Source organism: Parvibaculum sp. (assembly GCF_035511255.1).
Taxonomy (GTDB): Bacteria; Pseudomonadota; Alphaproteobacteria; order Parvibaculales; family Parvibaculaceae; genus Parvibaculum.
Genome location: NZ_DATKFR010000488.1, coordinates 1 through 3,210 on the forward strand (window position 1 = coordinate 1; position 3,210 = coordinate 3,210).

The following is a 3,210-nucleotide window of genomic DNA, read 5'->3' on the forward strand; positions in this document are numbered from 1 at the left end:
CGCCGCTCGGATTGCTGGCCGTGCTGAAACATCCCTTCGCGGCGCTCGGCGGAAATCCGGCACGGCTGCGCGATGAAACGCGCCGCCTCGAACGCCTCGTGTTGCGCGGTCCGCGCCCCGCGCCGGGCCTTGCCGGCCTGCGCGCGGCTTTGAAGGAGGCGAGGGAAGACCATGAAGCGCGCGAACGGTCGCTCAGGGATTTCGCCGGCCTCGATAGCCTGCTCGAGAGGTTCGAAGCCGCGCTGAAGCCGCTCGTCGATCTCCGCCTGTCGGGTGCCGCATTCGACGATATCGCGCGCGCCCATGTCGCCGCCGCCGAAGCGCTGGCGCGGAGCGAGACCGGCTCCGAACTCTGGACGAAGGAGGAAGGCGAGGCGGCCTCCACCTTCGTCGCCGATCTTCTCGAAGCGGCGCCGACCCTCGGCCACGCCGATATCGACACCTATGCGCGCGCTTTCTCGGAGCTTGCATCGACGCGCGTCCTGCGTCCCCGCTTCGGCCGTCATCCGCGTCTCTTCATCTGGGGTCCGCTCGAAGCGCGCCTTCAGCATGCCGACCGCATCGTGCTCGGCAGCCTCAACGAAGGCACCTGGCCGGCGGAAGCGAATATCGACCCCTGGCTCAACCGCCCGATGCGTGCGGCTTTGGGTCTCGAGCCGCCGGAACGCCGCATCGGCCTTGCCGCGCATGATTTCGCCGAAGGCGCCAGCGCCGCCGAAGTGGTGCTGACGCGCGCGCTGAAGGTCGAAGGCGCGCCGATGGTCGCCTCGCGCTGGCTGCTGCGGCTGCAAAGCCTGCTGGCCGGCATCGGTCGCGCCGACGCGCTCGCCGCACCGGAATGGACCGGTTGGGCGCAGGCGCTCGATACGCCGGACCGCGTCGCCGCCGGCGAAAAGCCGCGCCCCAAGCCGCCGTTGATCAAGCGACCTGAGAAATTTTCGGTGACCGAGATCGAAACGCTGATCCGCGATCCTTACGCGATCTATGCGAAGAAGGTGCTGCGCCTGCAACCGCTCGATCCGATCGACGCCGATGTCGCTGCCGCCGAGCGCGGTAATATCATTCACGCGGCACTGGAAAATTTCTCGCGGGCCTATCCCGAAAAATTGCCGCCCAACGCACTCGACGAGCTCGTCCGCATCGGCCACGAGACCTTCGCCCATGCGCTGGACCGTCCCGGCGTTGCCGCCTTCTGGTGGCCGCGCTTCAAGCGCATCGCCGCCTGGATCGTCGATTACGAGGAGAAGCTCCGCGCCGATGTCTCGCGTGTTCATCCGGAACTGCAGGGCCGTATCGAAATCGCGGAACTGGCGCGGCCGGTGACGCTGAGCGGCAAGGCCGACCGCATCGACGAAATGAAGGACGGGTCGCTGCGCATCATCGACTACAAGACCGGATCGACGCCGACGCGCGCCCAAGTCGAAGCCGGTCTCACGCCGCAATTGCCGCTCGAAGCGGCGATGGCCGCGCGCGGCGCTTTTACCGAACTGGGATCGGCGAAAGCCTCGGCGCTGCTCTATCTGCGGCTCACCGGCGGTGAGAAGGCGGGTGAGACGCGCGCCATCGAACCCGACGGTCTCGTCGAAGAAACATATGCAAGCCTCGTCGCGCTGCTGTCGCGTTATGCGGACGAGGCGACGCCTTATCTGTCGCGTCCCCGTCCGATGTTCGAGGCGAGCTACGGCGATTATGATCACCTCGCGCGCGTGAAGGAATGGTCGGCTTCGGGAGGCGGCGAATGAGCACCCCCGAAACGAAGAAGCGTCCCGATGCCGATGAAGCGCAGATGCGCGCCTCCGATCCGGCCGCGTCTGTCTGGGTGTCGGCCAATGCGGGTTCGGGCAAGACGCATGCGCTGACGACGCGCGTCGCGCGGCTGTTGCTGGCGGGCAGCGAACCCGGCCGCATTCTCTGTCTTACTTTCACGAAGGCGGCCGCCGCCGAAATGTCGAGCCGCCTCTACAAGCGCCTCGGCGATTGGGCGATGCTCTCCGACGAAGAGCTCGCGCGAAAAATCGCCGAGATGGAAGGCCGCGCACCCGCGAAAGAAAAGCTCGACCTCGCCCGGCGCCTCTTCGCCCGTGCCATCGAAACGCCAGGCGGCCTGAAAATCCAGACCATTCACGCCTTTTGCGAGCGCCTGCTTGGTCGCTTCCCGCTCGAGGCGGGCGTGCCGCCCAATTTCGAAATTCTCGATGATCGCGGTGCCGACGAGTTGATGGATGATGTGCGCGACCGTGTGCTGCGCCTCGCGGGCGGTCAGCCGGAAACGCCGCTCGGCCGCGCGTTGACGCTTGTCGTCGAGCGTGTCGACGAACTCGTCTTCGGCAAGCTCCTGAAGGAAATTACCGCGCGTCGCGATCTCTTCGAGAAGTTGTTGAAGCAGTTCGGTGGCCTCGACGGCGCGATAAAAGCGATCCATGCGGCGCTCGGCGTCGAGGAAGGCGAGACGCCGGAGACGATCGCCGCGCGGATCGCCGATCTGCCGGAAGAGAAGATGCGCGCCGCCGCCGCCCTTCTCGCGACGGGCAGCAAGACGGACATGGAGCGCGCGGCCGCGCTTCACGCGTTCCTCGCCGACCCTGCCTCGCGTCTCGACAGGCTCGACGACTACAAGCTGGTCTTCCTGACGAAGGAGGACGCGCCGCGCAAATCGCTGATCACCAAGAAACCGGCGGAGCAGAATCCGGCGCTTGCCGAAGCGCTCGCCCGCGAGCAGGCCCGCATCCTCGCCCTCGTCGCCCGTCTCCGCGCGGTCGGCGTCGCGCAGGCGACGGAGGCGATCTTCCATCTCGCCGATGCGATCCTCGCCGATTTCGACCGCGTCAAGCGACGCCGCGCGCTGCTCGACTATGACGATCTGATCGCGCGCGCCCGCAGGCTTCTCGTTGAAAGCGCGATGGCGCCCTGGGTGCTCTTCAAGCTCGATGGCGGCATCGATCACATTCTGGTCGACGAGGCACAGGATACGAGCCCCGAGCAATGGGACGTGATTTCGGCATTGGCCGAGGAGTTCCTGTCCGGCGCCGGCGCGCGTCCCGGTGTCCGCACGATCTTCGCGGTCGGCGACGAGAAGCAGTCGATCTTTTCCTTTCAGGGTGCCGACCCCGCGCGCTTCGACCAGATGAAGCGCCATTTCGAGCGCCGCGTGAAGCAGGCCGAACGCCTCTGGTCCGCCGTGCCGCTGGTGCGATCGTTCCGTTCGGTGCC

The 3,210-nt window shown here is 66.7% G+C and carries 2 protein-coding genes; both read left to right on the forward strand.

Annotated elements, in window-relative coordinates:
- Nucleotides 1–1,742, forward strand: a 1,742-nt coding sequence (addB, locus tag VMR03_RS18165; RefSeq protein ID WP_325407742.1) for a double-strand break repair protein AddB, incomplete at its 5' end; no start/stop codon positions are given.
- A partial coding sequence (locus VMR03_RS18170; RefSeq protein WP_325407744.1) for a UvrD-helicase domain-containing protein occupies nucleotides 1,739–3,210 on the forward strand: 1,472 nt, incomplete at its 3' end. The genes addB and VMR03_RS18170, both read left to right, overlap by 4 nt.